Source organism: Gimesia chilikensis (assembly GCF_007744075.1).
GTDB lineage: Bacteria > Planctomycetota > Planctomycetia > Planctomycetales > Planctomycetaceae > Gimesia > Gimesia chilikensis_A.
In genome coordinates this window covers 6,879,826-6,896,083 of record NZ_CP036266.1, presented here as the reverse complement: position 1 = coordinate 6,896,083, position 16,258 = coordinate 6,879,826, and the positions used below count along the sequence as shown (strand labels likewise).

The 16,258-nt window shown below is 52.0% G+C and carries 10 protein-coding genes; 5 read left to right on the top strand and 5 right to left on the bottom strand.

The window, feature by feature from the left end; genetic code table 11:
- Nucleotides 1-335 precede the first annotated feature (335 nt).
- The 3 genes from HG66A1_RS26080 to HG66A1_RS26070 all read left to right on the top strand — a co-directional run bounded on the left by HG66A1_RS26080 (nt 336) and on the right by HG66A1_RS26070 (nt 5,890).
- Nucleotides 336-4,154, top strand: a complete 3,819-nt coding sequence (locus HG66A1_RS26080) for a secretin N-terminal domain-containing protein (RefSeq protein WP_145191158.1) — start codon at nt 336-338, stop codon at nt 4,152-4,154.
- 24 nt (nt 4,155-4,178) lie between these two features.
- Nucleotides 4,179-5,072: a hypothetical protein gene (locus HG66A1_RS26075; RefSeq protein ID WP_145191155.1), complete on the top strand. Its 894-nt coding sequence runs from the start codon at nt 4,179-4,181 to the stop codon at nt 5,070-5,072.
- Between the two features lie 167 nt (nt 5,073-5,239).
- Complete coding sequence (locus HG66A1_RS26070) at nt 5,240-5,890, top strand: BON domain-containing protein (protein ID WP_232106676.1); 651 nt, start codon at nt 5,240-5,242, stop codon at nt 5,888-5,890.
- A gap of 6 nt (nt 5,891-5,896) precedes the next feature.
- On the opposite strand, the gene yegQ is transcribed toward HG66A1_RS26070, so the two are convergent.
- The 4 genes from yegQ to HG66A1_RS26050 all read right to left on the bottom strand — a co-directional run bounded on the left by yegQ (nt 5,897) and on the right by HG66A1_RS26050 (nt 13,168).
- The gene (gene yegQ / locus HG66A1_RS26065) at nt 5,897-7,273 is read right to left on the bottom strand and encodes a tRNA 5-hydroxyuridine modification protein YegQ (RefSeq protein WP_145191148.1); all 1,377 of its coding nucleotides are present in this window, start codon (nt 7,271-7,273) and stop codon (nt 5,897-5,899) included.
- Between the two features lie 56 nt (nt 7,274-7,329).
- Nucleotides 7,330-8,259 (bottom strand): sialate O-acetylesterase, encoded by a 930-nt coding sequence (locus HG66A1_RS26060; RefSeq protein WP_145191144.1) that lies wholly within the window; start codon nt 8,257-8,259, stop codon nt 7,330-7,332.
- Nucleotides 8,260-8,419: 160 nt separating this feature from the next.
- Nucleotides 8,420-9,877 carry a DUF1501 domain-containing protein gene (locus tag HG66A1_RS26055; RefSeq protein WP_145191141.1) on the bottom strand — a complete coding sequence of 486 codons (1,458 nt, stop codon included), beginning with the start codon at nt 9,875-9,877 and terminating at the stop codon, nt 8,420-8,422.
- A gap of 9 nt (nt 9,878-9,886) precedes the next feature.
- Nucleotides 9,887-13,168: a DUF1553 domain-containing protein gene (locus HG66A1_RS26050; RefSeq protein ID WP_197996809.1), complete on the bottom strand. Its 3,282-nt coding sequence runs from the start codon at nt 13,166-13,168 to the stop codon at nt 9,887-9,889.
- A gap of 453 nt (nt 13,169-13,621) precedes the next feature.
- Here HG66A1_RS26050 and HG66A1_RS26045 point away from each other — a divergent pair, with 453 nt between their 5' ends.
- Both HG66A1_RS26045 and smpB read left to right on the top strand, forming a co-directional pair.
- Entirely contained in the window at nt 13,622-14,371 is a 750-nt protein-coding gene (locus HG66A1_RS26045) for an FHIPEP family type III secretion protein (protein WP_145043996.1), read from the top strand.
- 158 nt (nt 14,372-14,529) lie between these two features.
- Nucleotides 14,530-15,024 carry an SsrA-binding protein SmpB gene (smpB, locus tag HG66A1_RS26040; RefSeq protein WP_145043994.1) on the top strand — a complete coding sequence of 165 codons (495 nt, stop codon included), beginning with the start codon at nt 14,530-14,532 and terminating at the stop codon, nt 15,022-15,024.
- 61 nt (nt 15,025-15,085) lie between these two features.
- Here the strand turns inward: smpB and HG66A1_RS26035 are convergent, their stop codons facing one another.
- Nucleotides 15,086-16,192, bottom strand: coding sequence for a PASTA domain-containing protein (locus HG66A1_RS26035; RefSeq protein WP_197996808.1), 1,107 nt, complete (start codon nt 16,190-16,192; stop codon nt 15,086-15,088).
- Nucleotides 16,193-16,258: the final 66 nt, after the last annotated feature.

The following is a 16,258-nucleotide window of genomic DNA, read 5'->3' as shown; positions in this document are numbered from 1 at the left end:
TTCTTGGCAAAATCAAAACCTTTGTTCAATGTCAATGTTAAACTTTACCGATAATAACGATTGTAGGGATTCTGTCGGAGATGATCTCGCCTGAGATGCGTCCACTTTCCCGACCTTTGATTCCTCTCGTTCACTTCTGATTCTAATGGGGTGCCCCCTTGTTTTCTTACAATAGAATAGTCAGAAAATTTTCCAGACATCTACGTTGTCTGTTAACGATTCTTATACTGTGCGGTCCCTCTCTCTCAGCATATGCTGACAGCAAACCGGGATTTTGGAACCGCCTGCGCAAACCTTCCACTGCGTCGTCTGATCAGTCAGCAAAAGCTGCAGTGGTGACCTCAAAGAGTGTTCCCGTATCCGAACTGCCTGCAGAGGATCAGGATGAAACGGAAAACAGCGAAGATGTTGCCAATATTACCCTGAACCATCTACAGTCCACCTGGGATCAGGTACTTCGTAAAGTCGCAGAACAAAGCGGACTGACACTTGTGATGGACGTTGTTCCCAAAGGATTCTTCTCCCGCAGAGATAAACGACCACATACCCTCGAAGAAACGTTTCAGATTTTGAACCGGGATCTGGAACCCAAAGGGTTCCGTCTGTTACAGAAAGATAAATTTATTGTCGTCCTGGATCTCCGATCGACCAAGGCGCGATATATCCGTCCGACAATTCAGTCAGCAGAAAATGAATCAGAGCAGCCTCAGCAGAAGCCGTCAGATGTCGAGCGTGTATCACATCAGGAGGCTGCACCAACTTCGGTTCCAGCAACCAGACACGCAGATATCGCCGCTACTGTAGAACCACCGGCATTTGAGAACAGTGCCCGTCAGTTGCAACCGGGCGCAATTGAACCTGCAAAAGTCCTTTTCAGTGTCCATCCCCGTACCGTTCATAGCACCGACATTCTCAGACTGTTTTATCATGCATTTGAAACACAGGCAGAACTGCAGGGGGAAGGCCCCCGGGGGCTGCCTGGTATTGTGGTATTTGAATCACGCCAGCAGACATTAAATCGGGATCAGGACAGTAAAGGTCTGGATGTGATCTCAGCTCAGGTCGATTTCCGTATCGGTCTGGACAAACAGAACAACGAACTTGTTTTCGAGTCATCACGGAAGAAAGCTGCTGCCCTCAAATCAACCGTTCTCAAGCTGGACCGATCTGCCAATGGTTATGCGGAATCAATTCAGCTCGTAACGGGTTCACCACAAATTGGTCGAGTTGCACAGACACTGCATCAGCAGACACAGGTTGCCTCCACTGCGGCCGCTACCCGGAACAGACCTGCAAGAGGCTATGTAGATCAGCTGGGGGCGCCTCGTGAGCAACAGATTGATCAGCTACGGGAACGTATCGACCAAATGTCGTTTGATGAAGCTCAACCACAAAACCCGAACGCTCCACAGGTACCACCTCAACCGGCTGAAAAACCGGAGAACATGGCCCCAAAGCCATCATTACCTGAACTGTTACAGGACCTGAGTGGTAACGTCAACATAGAGTCGGTTCCCGATCTGGGAGTCCTGATTCTGCGCGGGAAAGATGAAGATGTGAACGCGCTGATGAAGATCATCAAGGAACTGGAAAAACTCAGTGAAGGAACACGCCCCGATATTCATCTGTTAAATCTGCGGAATGTGAACTCTGCTGCTCTGGCAGAACTGTTGAATGGTGTTTACGAAGACCTCGTCAAGCTGCGGGCAATCCAGGGGCAGGAACAGAAGATTAAAATCATTCCCCTGGTAAAACCGAATGCCCTGCTGATTCTGGCTCCGGAAACTGACATGCCCTCCATTCTGAAACTGGCTGATGAACTTGATCAGCCAGTGGATCCGATGAATGAGTTTGGTGTATTTCAGCTCAAGAGCGCCAGCGCCAGTCAGGTTGCGACAACCCTGCGTGAGTTTTACAACGAGCGCGGCGGACTGGGGACGCGGGTGGTGGTCTCACCAAATATTCGCACGAACTCGATCATCGTGCAGGCACAGCCTCGCGACATGCAGGAAGTGGCTGCTTTAATCAATAAGATTGATCTGGATCAGTCACAGGCGGTGAGCCGTGTTAAGATCTTCCCACTCAAGAATGCCATTGCCGCCGATCTGGCGGAAACGTTGAATGCTACTCTGCAGAGTGTATTAAATCCGGCAGCCGCCCGGACTACGACCGGCCTGGGAGCCAACATTGGTGGCGCCGGTGGGGAAGCCGCACAGCAGTTGCAGGAAGCCCGCTCTGTGGTACTTGAATACCTGTCAAAAGAAGGGCAGCAGAGTCGGGTACTCAGATCCGGTCTTCTGGCTGACATTCGTCTGATTCCGGATCCTCGGGCCAATACACTGGTTGTAACAGCCCCTAAGGATAGCCTGGACCTGATCGGCGCCCTGATTCAACAGTTTGACGAACGCGTCACCACAGTTGCAGAGCTCAAAGTCTTTACACTGAAAAATGCTGATGCTGAGTCAATGGTTACATTGTTACAGTCAACATTCTCAGAGGAAAACCAGCAGACCGATCTGGGAATTCAGATCGCAGGCGTAAATGATGCGAACAGCAACCTGATTCCGCTCAAGTTTTCAGTCGATCGCCGTACAAACTCTGTTGTTGCCCAAGGGGGCGCCGATGCCCTGCAGATCGTCGAAGCGATTCTGCTCAAACTGGATAGTGCCGACAGCAGGAAACGGGAAACGACCGTTATTCAATTGAAGAATACCCCGGTGGCTGATGTATCTCAGGCAATCAATGAATTTCTCGAAACGCAGAGGTCACTGGTTGCCCAGGACCCGGATCTGATCAGCAGTTTTGAACTGCTGGAACGCGAAGTGATTGTGGTTCCGGAACCGATCAACAATAACCTGATCATCAGTGCGACTCCCCGTTATTTCGAACAGGTTTCCAACCTGGTCAAAGAGCTGGATAAAGAAGCACCGCAGGTGATTATTCAGGCCCTGATTGTCGAAGTGGAACTGGATAACGACGATGAGTTTGGTGTGGAACTGGGGATCCAGGACTCCCTGCTCTTTAACCGCAGTCTGATTGATAATGTTCTGACGGTACAGCAGACCGTAACCGGGCAGAATAACGTGACTCAGACCAATCAGACGATCGTGTCTCAGGAAGCAACACCAGGTTTCATCTTCAATTCTGTGAATCCTCTGGGGACCAATAACACGAATAATACCGGCAACACCGCAGGCCAGGCCCTGAGTAACTTCTCGCTGCAGAGAGGCAACAGTGATCTTGGTTTCGGTGGACTGGTACTTTCTGCCAGTTCGGAATCGGTGAGTATCCTGATTCGGGCTCTCGCCGCAAAACGGAACGTGCACATTCTGAGTCGTCCACAGATTCGTACTGTAGATAATGTGACAGCTCAAATTCAGGTCGGTCAGATTGTGCCCGTGGTCAATGGAGTTTCTGTCACCGCAGTCGGTTCAGCGAATCCTGTTATCGTGCAGTCGGAAGCAGGGATTATCCTGACGGTCACTCCCCGAATCAGTCCGGACGGCAACATTGTCATGGAAACCCTGGCGGAGAAAAGTGACTTTAACGGATCGAGTGTTCCCATCTTTACCGATGCGACCACCGGTAACGTTGTGGAATCTCCCATCAAGAATATTACTTCCGTGCAGACAACAGTCAGTGTGCCCAACGGACAGACCGTTGTTCTGGGGGGCATGATTACAGAATCTGATACCACGATCGAACGTAAGGTTCCCTGGCTGGGTGACATCCCCGTTCTGGGCATCCCGTTCCGTTACGATTATCTCTCTACACGTCGTAAAGAACTGCTCGTGTTCCTCACGCCGAGAATTATCCGCAACGATGCAGATTCTGAATTCATCAAGCAGGTGGAAGCCGAACGAATTCATCTACAGGTGGAAAAAGCAGAAGATATGCACGGTCCCATCTTCGCAGTGCCTCCGGGAGAACCGGAATTCATGCCCGATGGCCCTGGTATGCTGGAAGAGATTCCCACGACTGTGATGCCACAATCGAATCTGAATCCAATGCCCGAAACTCCGCCGGCACCTGCTCTGGGGGGAGAAATTCAGCAGATGAATTATGAGACGAAATCAAAACCTGCGATCCCCACTAAACCTGCTCCGAAAACACGATTCAAGAAACCGAAATTTCCCTACTGGAAGCGAGACTAAGTAATGCAGCATTCGATCAGATCTATGCGATATTCTGTGATCTGCCTGTTGTGTTTCATTCCTCTGTCTGGTTGCAGCAGCCTGGCACTCACGACCTGGAACTGGCAGAATTCCAGACAGTATGCCAGTGCAAAGAAGCCGGCAGTGGAAGTGATCGCGCTGTGGGAGCCGGCAGAAGGCAAGGGAGTGGATGGTTTACCTACACGCGGATTCGCCGGACAGATACTCTTTTTTCAACACAACAATACGACCCCCGTCTACGTGAAGGGGGAGGTCATGATTTACCTCTATGACGATCAGGGTGAGGGGGCCGAGCAGTCCAAGCCGATCCACCAGTTCAAATTTGATTCCGGAGCCTGGCAGGTTCATGCTGTGGACTCGACCCTGGGGCCAGCTTATCAACTCTTCATTCCCTACGTGCGTAAAGGGAAGGATCAGGCGGAATGTGCTCTGCGGGTTAAGTTGACTCAAACGGAGGCCCCCGAAGTTTATTCCCGGATGGTTTCTGTCAAACTGGAAGGCAATAAGCCTCCTGCTGATTCGGCTCAACCACTGGCGCAACTATCACCTGCTCCTCAACCTAAAGAAGATGCTGTCACCTCCGTCGAGACGCTGGCACGACGTGAGCGCGGCAAGCGACTGGAACTGGCTGCCGATCTCAAACGTAAGACCGTATCAGTGCCAGTCCAGGAACCTGTGATTCAACAGGTGAGTGCCGAGTCCCTCGCGCCGCGCGAACAATCTCCATCTGCCGATGATCGGGATCTGCGGATTCGACGACTGGAAGAACAGTTGGGGCAGTTGCTCAACGAGAAAAAACAGACCCGGATTGAACCTGCACCGGTTCAGCAGGGAACTTCGCTTGATTCTCAGTCTGACACAGAATATCGGCAATACCGTCTGAGTGGGAATCGCTAAAGAGGCAGCGGGCGACAAACGGATTATTTGCTTCCCCCCGTAAATGACGATGGTATAATTAGAGAAGTGTCTGCAAGCCCCTGTTCTATCTCCCATTTCAAGGGAATATCATGTTGAATAAATTCTTCACAAGTTCAATGATCACTGCGGGTTTTGCGTGTGCGGTCATGCTCCAGACACAAATCTGTCAGGGGCAGGTGCAGACGCTTTCTACCAGTGGTGGCTCACAATCATCACGGGGGGGGAATCAATCTTTGGGAGGATCCACATCCGGGTTGGGGGGAAGTTCAGGGACAGCACAGACTCCTCTGAACAATCTGCAGACACCGCTCTCATCTGGAATGGGAACGCCACAAAATCTTAACTCTCAGAACAATTTTATTGGCCGCTCTGATGCTGCGCAGAATGCATTTATTGGTCGCAATAATGCCCAGTCTGCGACCGGCGGTGCTCCCGGACAGAATCGGAATTTCAATCGTGCGACGGGGGGAGGCTCGCAAAACAGTCTGAATCAGCGGAATGCAGGGCAGACGGGGCCCAGGGTCCCTGAGTTCCGACCCCAGTTACGAGTCGCATTTACGGCGCCGGCGATTCCTGTGAGTAACGTCTCCACATCAATCGGGAATTCCTTCGATCAACTGCGAACTCGAAATGACAAATTGAGTGGCGTGCAGTTTCAGGTCAACGCCGATCACAGTGTGACACTGCGTGGTGAGGTCGACTCAGCAGGAACTCGGAAGCTGGTCGAATTCCTGGCGATGCTTGAGCCGGGGGTGCGCAAGATCAACAACGAACTGACTGTTAAAGGTCAGAAGTAAGCGGCTCTAGGTGAGTGAGGCCGTCGCTGGCGTCCCAACCGATTTCATGAGCAGTGCGAACTGTTGATCGTGGTCGCTCATCGAGCCTGCACTCTCTTCAAGCTGATTCTCTGTGAAGGGAATCTTCACTACGTGCCCACTGCCCGGCGCCACGTCCACAGATTCTGATTTCTGGTTCAGTAGCGATTTCAGTGAGAAGACCGTATTCCCTGCAGGAGTCATCAGCTCGAGTTCATCATTGAGCCCGAACTTGTTTTTGACATCAACAATCAGACCGTCTGCATCGCGGTCGATGATATCGCCGACAAACTGTTGCTTGCTGGCAACCGACCGACCGTGCTCGTAATTCTGCATGCTCTCTGATGCATGTCTTTGGAAGAAACCTTCCGTATAACCGCGATTCGACAGGCTGTCGAGCATTTCCATCAGTTCGTAATTGAACTCCACCCCTGCTGCAGCATCGTCGATGGCTTTACGATAGACCTGTGCGGTGCGGGCTGCATAAAAGAAGGACTTGGTTCGTCCCTCAATTTTTAACGAACTGATGCCCATGTCGGTAAAGGTCTTCACATGCTGTACCGCGCGGAGATCTTTGGAGTTCATGATGTAGGTGCCATGCTCGTCTTCATAGGCGGGCATGTACTCTCCCGGTCGTTGTGGTTCTTCGAGCAGGAAAACCTGGTCCACGATCGGCAACTGTGGTTCACGTGGGGGCGGGGGATTCTTCAGCACGATGTCCCCTTCCAGTGTCTGTACGGCTTCATTGACTTTATAGTCCCAACGACAGGCGTTGGTGCAGTTCCCCTGGTTGGAATCGCGATGATTCATGTAACCTGATAGCAGGCAACGTCCGGAATAGGCAATACACAGTGCGCCATGCACGAAGACTTCGAGCTCCATGTCGGGGCATTCTTTCTGGATCTCAGCCACCTCCTTGATGGACAGTTCCCGCGACAGAATGATCCGGGTCAGACCAAATTTCTGCCAGAACTTGACGGTGGCATAGTTGACTGCGTTGGCCTGCACTGAAAGATGGATCGGCACATCGGGCCAGCGTTCGCGGACCATCATGATCAGTCCCGGATCCGACATGATCAACGCATCGGGCTGCATGTCGATGACCGGTTCCATATTTTTGAGGTAACTGCGGACCTTGAGGTTGTGAGGGGCGATGTTGCTGGCGATGTAGAATTTTTTGCCCAGCTTGTGTGCTTCGGCGACCGCATCCGCCATGACATCCAGTTTGTTGAATTCGTTTTCCCGTACACGGAGACTGTAACGGGGCTGTCCCGCGTAGACGGCATCCGCCCCGAAGGCGTAAGCGTACTGCATGGCTTTACGGGTTCCGGCTGGGGAAAGCAGTTCAGGTTTGGTTGCAGACATCGAACATCACACTCTCAAATAGAATATAAAAAGGAAAGTCTTCACGCAGGATAGTACTAATCCTGGGGGGCTTTCCATAGGGCCTGGGCAAATTTACTGCCTAAATCCAGATAACCTGCTGAATTATAGTGCCAACGATCCGAATAACCATATCCGTCTGTACTGGTTACCAGGGCCGCATGTCTGTCTTTTTTGACGAACGACGCCTGGGCATCGCGTACAATTTCACCATAATTCCAGACCTTTCCCTCCGGATTATCTCCGGAATCAGAAATACGTCCAATCACAACGGGCAGGTCATCTGTCAGTAGTGTTGCGCGTATTAAGTCCATCAGTCGCTTGAGGTTGGCTTCATACTGCTTGGCAATCTCTTCCGTGTAGGCAGCATCACTTTCTCCCTGCATCCAGACAATTCCAGCCGGCACCAGCGTATCTGGCTCTCCGTCCTGATCGATATCACGTGTCTGTAAGGCTCGTTTCATGCCTGCCAGAAAGTGGTCGTACTGGTTGATTCCCTGCCCTGCACCGGTTCCACTGTTAAAATCTGGGTCCCAACAACCGAATTTGCCGGCGGCATCGATGGCGATTGAGGTGCCACCACGCGAGATCTTGATCAGTGCCACCGGTTCATCGGGGGCCAGTTCCTTAATCTTGCGGGCGAACGTCAGCTCCACTCCGAATCGATTAGAATATGTATTCGAAGTTCCATCCGACTTGAAACCGGCTCCATGACCGGGTTTCAGTGGAGCCCAGATACCGCGGCCATCGACGGGGACGGCATCTGGTGCCGGGTTCGCGTGAAAGATCATCACACCGGAGACCTGGTCACTCAAGTCTTTCGGCAGATCTTTGACATAGCCATATCCATCCATGTTCGACTGGCCTCCCAGGAAATACACCCGGTAGGTTTTCGCAGTTGCCCGATCGATATTCAGCAACAGCAGGGATGAAAACAGTGTCAGCGCGAGACAGACAGAACGCAGCATGGGAAACCCTTTCGCAGCAACCTGGTAAATAAGGAAACCGTACGATTCTGAATCGCACGGTCTTATTATACCGGTTCCTTGAGCGGATTCGACCGGTCAGTAGAAAAGATGCCCGATGAATCCCTTGAAAAGCGGCTCGGCTGGTGATGGAGGTGCTGGTTTATGCGATGATTTCATCAATGGGGTGACCGAAATCCATTTCAATACGCTTATGGCCGGGCACTTCCAGCAGGCGGGCGTTCAGGCCGAGCTGCTTCATCAGTGTGGCATGCACGTCGGTCACATAATGCGGTTTTTCCACGGCGTGGAAGCCGAGTTCATCGGTTGCCCCGTGTGCAACGCCCCCTTTCAGTCCACCGCCGGCCATCCAGATTGAGAATCCGTAGGGATGGTGATCACGGCCATTACTTCCCTGCGACCCAGGGGTCCGTCCGAATTCGGTGGCGAAGACGACGATCGTATCTTTGAGCAGGCCGCGGCGTTTGAGGTCTTTCAGCAGACCAGCAGCAGGCTGATCAACCTGTTTGGCCAGTTTGGAATGGCTTTTCTGGAGGTTGGAGTGCGAATCCCAGGCACCAGCGGCACCAGGGCCGTGCATGATCTGGATGAACCGAACTCCCTTCTCGACGAACCGACGGGCTGCCAGCAGTTGCATGCCAAACGGTTTGGTCTCCGGGTTGTTGAGTCCATAGAGATCCTGGGTCTCTTTGGTTTCCTGATCGAAACGAATCACCTCCGGAACGGCGGTCTGCATGCGGAACGCCAGCTCGTAAGATTTCATGCGTGCCTGTAGCGTAGTATCGTTCGGATACTGTTCGGCACTCAGTTGATTCAACTGGTTGACCAGAGAAAACTCAATCTGCTGTTCCCGATGAGAAAGATCCAGTTCCGGCTTGGCATAAGGGAGTGGATTTTTCGGGTCGACTTTCAGAGGAACGGAATCATAGGCGGGGCCCAGGTAATGACCGTCGCGAACGTCAAAGAAACGCGGGCCCATATTAATAAACTGTGGCAGGTTCTGGTTCAGAGTGCCGAGACCATAATTGACCCAGGCGCCAATGGTAGGCACACGCCCATCGAGCATGTGACGGCCGGAATGGAACTGCACCTGGGCACCGTGGTTGTCATCGGTCGTCCACATTGAACGCACGATCGAAATGTCATCGACGCAGCCGCCGATATGGGGGAACCAGTCGCTGACTTCGATGCCGCTTTCGCCATACTTTTTATGACCGACCTGCAACGGATAGATTTTATTACGCTGCTGACCATTGGCATCATTGACCACAACCACTCGGACTTTTTTCAGCTTTTCCGGGTCCTGCACGTCTTTCCAGGGAGTCTCACTGATCGATTTCCCTTCGTATTTGGTGAGCATCGGCTTGGGGTCGAAGCTCTCCATATGACTGACGCCACCCCGCATGAACAGCCAGATCACACTTTTGGCTTTGGGAGGAAAGTGTGGTTGTCCGGTCGGCGGATGATGTCCGGAGGCCTGCGCCTCTTCCTGCAGCAGAGAAGCCAGAGAGATCCCGGCCAGTCCGGACCCCAGGCTGCCCATAAAATGACGGCGGGGTAACGGGCTTTGTGTCTGATCAGTATATGATGGATGATTCATGAGGCACCTTCAGCGAATGGTGATGAAATCATTATGATTAAGTAAGGCGTGAACCAGGTTCTCGCGGGAACGCCAGAGCGGTTCTTTCTGCCCGGACGTCTTGAGGACGGATTGCATTTCACCCAGAGCCTGCAGACAGAGTGACTGGGCCTCGGCCGTCGGTTCGACACACAGAATCAGTTCATAGGCTCGCTTGACGAATTCCTCGTCATTGGCTTCGGGAGCCTGTTTCCGTAATCGAGCAGTGATTTTACGTGCCATCTGCAGGGAAACTTTACTGTTTGCCAGAGCCAGTGCCTGCTGGGGAACAACGCTTTCCTGACGACGGTAACAGGCAAAGATGTCAGCAGCATCAAACATACTCAGGAATTTTTCCTGGGAGTCACGGGAGTAGGTGAAATACAGGCTGCGGCGTTTGCTGTCTGTATTTTTGTCGGGATCGATGGTGGGGCCACCCAGCGTCAGATCCAGTTCTCCGGCCAGGGAGAGCAGGCTGTCGCGGATGACTTCCGATTCCATGCGGACAGTGTTCCGACGCCAATAATACGCATTGGCTGAATCGGCTTTGAGTGTCTGAGGATCGGCGTCGCGGGTTGAACTGCTGAGTTGATAAGTCTGTGAAGTGACCATCAGGCGATGCAGGTGTTTCATGCTCCAGTTGTGTTCCATGAAATCGACTGCCAGCCAGTCCAGCAGATCCTGGTGCAGTGGCTGTTTGGAACGCAGGCCGAAGTCGGTTACATCTTCCACCAATGGCTGACCGAAGTGCCTCAACCAGATGTGGTTGACGGCCACGCGGGCGGTCAGTGGATTCTGGCGATCAGTGACCCAGCGGGCGAAGGCAGTGCGTCGGCCGGTGCTGGTTGTGGGGTAAGGCTGTGAACGGGAAGCTTCCGTTTCAGCTGGCCCTTCCAGAGCTTTAAGCGAAGCACGAACCCGCGTGTATTTCTCACCTGGTTCCTCAATCGCTTTCCGGGCTGCCTGCAGTTTGCTGTCTGCGGTCTGAATCTCTTTGTCCAGTTTTTTCTGATCCGCTGCTTTAGTGGTCGCTTGCCGTTTTTCCTGAAGCTGGGCCAGTTTCTCTTTTGCCTGAGCCAGCTCATACTGACGGGCCGCCAGGGCGGCAGCGCGTTTCAGTTCGGTCTGTTTCTCTTCGGGCAGATCAGAATATGTGGCTTTGTCCGCAGCGAATGCGGATTCCAGAGAGGCTTTATTCAGTTTTGCCGACTGCAGGGCTGCTGCTGAGGTTCTGGTCCTGGCCTGCGCGACTTCCAGGCTCGGTTTGGCTGGTTGTTTACCTTGAATCATTTCTGCATCAGCTGGCAAGGGGATAATCTTAACGGAATCGAATTCCGCGGCAGCATCGAATGCCAGCAGATCGATTTTTCCGGCTTCCCGTGCCAGCGGTAGAGTATAAGCGATTGCATGTTCGCCATTGAGGGAGACGTTGACCAGCCGATCGCGAACTTTGATTTCCATTTCATAGTTCTCATTCAAGCTGACTTCACAGGCGTGGCGCCCCTCGGAGGGATAGATGGATTTTGCATCTTCTTTATAGCTGACCTGCAGTTTGGAACCGGGTTGGACGGCACTCAGGTAGATCCACTTTTCCCGATCTCCATTCACATCGAATGCGAGTCCAACTGACCGCCATTTATCACCACCTGTAGTTTTGAATTTGAATGTAGCCTGGAAGTCCTCGGGGTGATTCGCCTTGGATCGCAGGTAAGCGCGGCCATAGCCGGTTTTTGTCTGGATCAGTTTTCCATCCTGATAGGCCCATTGTCCGGGGCCGAGTTCCCAGAGTTCCGTATTGGCTTTTGCGAAATCGTCGATCAGAAAGGGTTTGGAAGGAGCAGGCGTTTTTGTTTGAGCAACCTGAGACCGGGCTGTCTTTTCCAGTTCCGCCAGTTGCTGCTCTGCTTTCTGATGACTACTCTGTGCTGCAGCGATTTTCGCGTCAGCGGCTTTTAACTGGTCTTTGATAACAAATTCCTGCAGGGCAGGATGATGTGCGGTTGCGGGGAGAGAGACCGGTGCAGGCTTATATTCTCGGAACGTGAAAATCTCCGGTGTTGCAGGCGGCATGGCCTGGCTTTTGTCAGGATCTTTTTCGTTACCCCGGACATGCACGTAGGTCTTGGCATCATTGTGTGCATCGAAGATCCGCGGGAGCCCGTCTTGTTCCAGGTCCGTGACACCCGGAACGGGATCCAGGCGGACCTGATATGGTTCGAAGATGGCCCGCATCTGGTAATAGTCGTGATGCGTCAGAGGGTCATACTTGTGATCATGACACTTGGCGCAGTTCATGGTGAGTCCCAGAAACGCTTTCGATGTATGTTCCAGGGTGCTGTCCAGCCAGGTCGTGCGGTTAAACAGGTAATAGTGCCGTGCAAGGAAGCCGGTGGCTCGCAGCGCATCGTGATCAGTCGGCTTGAGTTCGTCTGCCGCCAGCATGTCCTGCACCATCTCTGCGTAGCTGCTGTCGTTATTCAGCGATTCAATTATCCAGTCCCGCCAGTGCCAGATATGCTTCTGGCTGTAACGTAACTGTTTTCCCAGACCGTACCAGTCTGTATAACGCCAGATATCCATCCAGTGTCTGCCCCAGCGTTCTCCGTATTGGGGACTGGCCAACAGGCGATCGACGGCTTTTTCATAGGCTTTGGGATTGGTGTCGTTTACGAATTGAGCGATCTCTTCCGGGGAAGGTGGCAGGCCGATCAGATCCAGATAGACACGTCTGAGTAAAATTCGCCTGGAAGCCGGAGCGACCGGGGTCAGGTTCTGTGACTGTTGTTTTGCCCCCAGGAGTGCATCAATCGGATTTGAATGATTTCCTGCAGGAAGTTTGGCTTTGACGGGAGGCTGGAAGGCCCAGTGGTCTTCCGGTCGCCCGGGTATCGTTTCAGCCGGCGACTCTGCTCCCTGCTCAATCCAGGTTTTGATGAGTTCGATCTGTTTGGCTGAGAGACGTGCACCTTCCTCAGGCGGAGGCATCTGTTCGTCCCCCTCTGCCATGATCCGGTAGAGCAGCAGGCTGTCATCTGGTTTGCCGGGAACGAGGGCTGCGCCGCTGTCACCGCCATTGAGCATCAACTCGCGAGTTTCAACGCGTAGCTCAGCTTCCTGCTTGAGGGCACTGTGGCAGGAGTAGCACTTTTCGGTCAGCAGTGGTTTGATCTGTTTCAGGTAGTCAACCTTCTCTGCCGCCTCTAAGGTGGGCGTAGAGACAGTGATCAGGGTTAAAAATCCCAGAACTGAAACGATACGAACGGGTTCAGGCAATCGTATTTTCATACATTAATATGTACCAAGGAATCGGGAGGTGAGTAAGTCCTTACTTTTGATTTTTATATATTATATATATTTTTCTTTGTATATTTTATACAAAATAGAGCCAGTCGCACGCATAATCGGCAAACACGGTGGCTCTTGTCCATCAAGCGACAACACAGCCAGGCGGGAAAGAAGGTGGCAGGTCCTAAGTATCAGTCCCTAAACAGCCTTGCAGTCCGCATTCAGCACGTCTACTATTGCGGAACACTAACGGTTCTGAATTGCCGGGGATACTACACATTTCCACCGAGACAGTGCTCGAATCGGGTTCTGCTTGCAGGTTTTAGTGATCCCTGGCGGCTCAAAATGCGTTGTGCTCAAGGAAGTCTATTCGATTAATAACGGGGTCTGCGTTTCAGCGTCAGACTCCAGCACCAGTGAATAATGATAAGGAATTCGATCATGGCCGATGATTCCACGATGGGTGAGGAACTGAAACCGGGAGCCGGGCAGCACAAAGATGATGTCCCCGACCGTATCTATCTGATTTCCTACCCCAAGATTGTGTTTCTCTATCCAACCCTGATCGTCTCAATCGCAGCAGCGATTTTCATGACATTCGCTGGAGAATCCGCGTATGTGGGCGGTAAATCGGAACATACGGCTGAAGTCATGGCCCTGATCTTTCTGGGCGTCTTTGGCTTTAACCTGACGGTACTGGCGTTCGACTTTCCCCGCACCACGTCGTTGACGCTGTTCTTCCTCGGCGTGGCTCTGTTTATGGGGGCCTGGATGATCCTGCGGTTTAACCCGGAAATTGTCCCCGCACTGTCGAATTTCCTGAAAAGTCTGCGTCCCTGGGCCAATTCTCAGATGTACTGGATGTTCTCCGGGATTCTGGGGCTGATCTTTATCTGTGTGGGCATTTATGTTCGCTTTGACTATTGGGAAGTTCGTGGTAATGAACTGCTGCATCACCATGGATTCCTGAGTGACCTCGAACGATTTTCAGCTCCCAACCTGAAGATTGACAAGGAAATCAGCGATATCTTTGAGTATCTCCTGTTGCGTTCCGGCCGACTGGTACTACATCCACGGAATGAGCCACGGGCCATTGTGCTGGATAATGTTCCCTTCATTTCTAAAAAGGAAAAGCAGATTACCCGAATGTTGGGGGCCCTGCAGGTTCAGCTGCGACCAGACAGCAATTAAGTCATTTGCTGTGAACCAGATCACACGTTTGCGTGTCGATACCAGACGCGCATGTGATTTCAAGCTGATTGAAATCAGTTCATTCTCGGTTAATATGTACGTCTTTAGAGATAGCATCGTTCGCCCGATTATCCGGGTGACTTCAGGAGATTCTGGTAATGGGTAAAAAGGGAAAGAAGAAAGCTTCGAAAGAAGATCCCAATTCACGTACCGTCTGCCAGAATCGTAAGGCCCGCCACAATTACGAAATTCTGGATACACTCGATTGCGGAATTATGCTGGCGGGGAGCGAGGTCAAAAGCATCCGCGCGAACAAGATCTCCATCGAAGAGGCGTTTGCCCGCGTGCAGGATGGAGAAGTCTGGCTCTTTAACTGTGATATCGCCCTCTACCCGCAGGCGAACACAATGAATCATCAGACCCGGCGTCCCCGGAAGCTGCTGATGAAGAAAGCCGAGATCCGCAAATTTGCTGAGCGGTCCGAGAACTCAAGTCTGACGCTGATTCCATTGACCGTCTACTTCACCCGTGGCCTGGTGAAGGTGAAACTGGGAATCGCCAAGGGGCGTAAACTGCACGACAAGCGAGAGAAGCTCAAGAAAGATTCCGCTCGCATGGATATTCAACGTGCGATGCGCGCCCGCAATAACTGAAAAAGCCCCGGGGTGGTTTCCCCAGGGCTTTTCTATGAGTTATTTCTTGTTCTTACCCGACTCAGTTTTGTGCTTTACTCGGATCGACGTAGAGTTTCAGATGAATCGTCTGGCCCTTCTGAGCTGCAGAACCTGGTACGGGAACCTGCTGATAAACCTGGTAGATCAGTTTGGGTTGTCCTGCAGGATCGCCTCGGTGAAACTGAGGTTTCAGGCCCATATCTTCCAGTACTTTTCTGGCGGATTTAAAGTCATGTCCGACCATATTTGGTACTTTAAAAGTAGCATGCTGAATAGGAGCGATCTGTTGCTGCGGAGCAGGTTGTAGCTCCTGACCGCCATCGGCTTGAGCGACCACTTTACCCTGGAGCTGATAGCCTTCCAGGTCCGGTGTAAATGGACTGTTTCCGAATACTGTAGCGATGATGCCTCTGGCTTTGTTCGCTTCCACTTTTTGGAAACTGTAAACAGTGGACTGATTCCCGCCTGGGTGAATTAACTGCACAGCTCGCGGCAGATACGTATTCGGATCCAACAGGACTTTGGCTTCCTGGTAATTTGCCGCATCTGCCCGCCGACGTGGTTTGACAGCGATGACAATTTGTTGTGGTGAGTTATCTATCAGTTTTAAATAATAGCGTTGCTTAGCAGTTTTTGCAGGCATCCCGAACAGGAATGGCAGGGGGCCTTCCATGATATTGGCACCACGACGCTCCAGGGGGATCGGAAAGACTTCGTACGCTTTTTCATCTTCATCAATTTTGAAAATCCGATGTCCGTCACAGATCCATTTCTCATTTTCGCCAGGTTGTAATATGAAGGGTTTTCCTGTTTTGGGATTCACTTTACCCGGCTTGGCATTCTTACCAATTTTCATGCCGGTAATATCGATCCGGCCTTTATCTGGTTTCTCGTAATAGAATTTTCCCTCGGAACGTTTTTCGACACAGAAAACATCGTCATACCAGATGCGAACATGTTCGCCTTCCAGTTTATTGATTTTTCCTGATTCCTTTTCCCATTTCTCCAGAATGTTTTCCAGCGCTTTGGGGAGTTCCTGGACCTGCATTACTGCGCCGGCCGGGTCGGGGCGTGGTTTTCGCTGATCGGTCTGCGCCTCGAGAGACGCGGTCACAAGTAGTGTCAGCATCGCCCAGGAGAATAACATGAGAGCACATTGGTGTAAGACAGGTTTTGACTTCATTTGATATCCAAATCCTTCCCTGAATTGCAG

Bases quoted from the DNA above. Each gene is read 5' to 3' on its own strand.
- HG66A1_RS26075 (WP_145191155.1), top strand. From the start codon at position 4,179: ATGCGATATTCTGTGATCTGCCTGTTGTGTTTCATTCCTCTGTCTGGT.
- HG66A1_RS26070 (WP_232106676.1), top strand. From the start codon at position 5,240: ATGCTCCAGACACAAATCTGTCAGGGGCAGGTGCAGACGCTTTCTACC.
- yegQ (WP_145191148.1), bottom strand. From the start codon at position 7,273: ATGTCTGCAACCAAACCTGAACTGCTTTCCCCAGCCGGAACCCGTAAA.
- HG66A1_RS26060 (WP_145191144.1), bottom strand. From the start codon at position 8,259: ATGCTGCGTTCTGTCTGTCTCGCGCTGACACTGTTTTCATCCCTGCTG.
- HG66A1_RS26055 (WP_145191141.1), bottom strand. From the start codon at position 9,877: ATGAATCATCCATCATATACTGATCAGACACAAAGCCCGTTACCCCGC.
- HG66A1_RS26045 (WP_145043996.1), top strand. From the start codon at position 13,622: ATGGCCGATGATTCCACGATGGGTGAGGAACTGAAACCGGGAGCCGGG.
- smpB (WP_145043994.1), top strand. From the start codon at position 14,530: ATGGGTAAAAAGGGAAAGAAGAAAGCTTCGAAAGAAGATCCCAATTCA.
- HG66A1_RS26035 (WP_197996808.1), bottom strand. From the start codon at position 16,192: ATGTTATTCTCCTGGGCGATGCTGACACTACTTGTGACCGCGTCTCTC.